Annotated in this window: 1 protein-coding gene; it reads right to left on the minus strand. The window is 50.8% G+C overall.

Going from position 1 to position 1,054, the window contains the following annotated elements:
- A partial coding sequence (locus AB4Z11_RS32450) for a T6SS phospholipase effector Tle1-like catalytic domain-containing protein (RefSeq protein WP_442030400.1) occupies positions 1-1,054 on the minus strand: 1,054 nt, incomplete at both ends.

A 1,054-nucleotide genomic window follows, 5' to 3' on the forward strand; every position in this document is an offset into this window, starting at 1 on the left:
GTTGAAAGGTACTTGAGACCGCTTCATCGCATCACCGTTCTCTGACGTTTGATCAAAAGCTATACCTAGCACACCCGGTGCGTAACCACCTCCGACATCACTATGCGAGCCTGGGTATGCGACCTCTACTAGATTAGATTTAGTACCGCCTTCAACCGCAACTTTGTCAATTGGGAAGTTCTTTCGCAGTTCGTGCATCGCAACGAAGTGAACGCAATTTACTACTCCGTTCGGTATTAGGAGCGATTCTTTTCTCGCCCAGCCAGCATGCCCACCAGTCTGATTCCTTAACCCTGTTTCGAGCATCTCTCTCATGCCCGCAGACGCCACAGTGTCGAAGAGCCCCATGAATCGTATGCTCAACGGAATACCAGCGAACTTGCCGTCAACCAGAAGCTCACTTAACCACGAGGCATACGCCCGCGCCTCTGCAGCGCCTCTCGAAAAGCCAAAGATGTCGATCACCAGCTCAGTAAGATTCAGTTCTGATTCCGATAGCAGCCGGCGTAAGCGTTTCGTTTCGTTCGCAAGKCAGCCTCTTCGTGCTGCACCTCTATCATCACATTCGAGAAGGCCTTTTTCGTACCCCAGTCGACTGATTGCATGAAGATCAAATTCGTTTGCAGGCACGCTGTCTTTGCAGAGTATTCGCATCTCTTGCTTGCCAAACCTGGGGGCACCTTGCGTCACGAATCGATGAACAAAATCCACTGTCTTGAGTAGTGCAAAAAGAACCCGCGCCTCACACCCGATACCGAAGGCTGTACCTCTCCAACCCTCGGGCCGAGAGTTGATGGCGTGGAATGCGGTGCCTACACCTGGAACGTAAAGACTCTCGACACCACGGGTGAACTGGCTTGGATAGCATTTCCAAAGTCTAGCGATATTCGTGTGTGCAAATTGTGGTTGATCCCGCTCCAGATTATTATCGGTGCCATCAAAAAAGACACCAAATTGCAGCCCAATCTGACACTTCCGAGAATCAGTAGCACGCATATGATATGGCGTAATACGATCAAGAAAAGGTTCTGCCGAGGCGGGCTCAATGTAGCTC

The organism is Pseudoduganella sp. RAF53_2 (genome assembly GCF_052113985.1).
Lineage (GTDB): Bacteria > Pseudomonadota > Gammaproteobacteria > Burkholderiales > Burkholderiaceae_D > Rugamonas.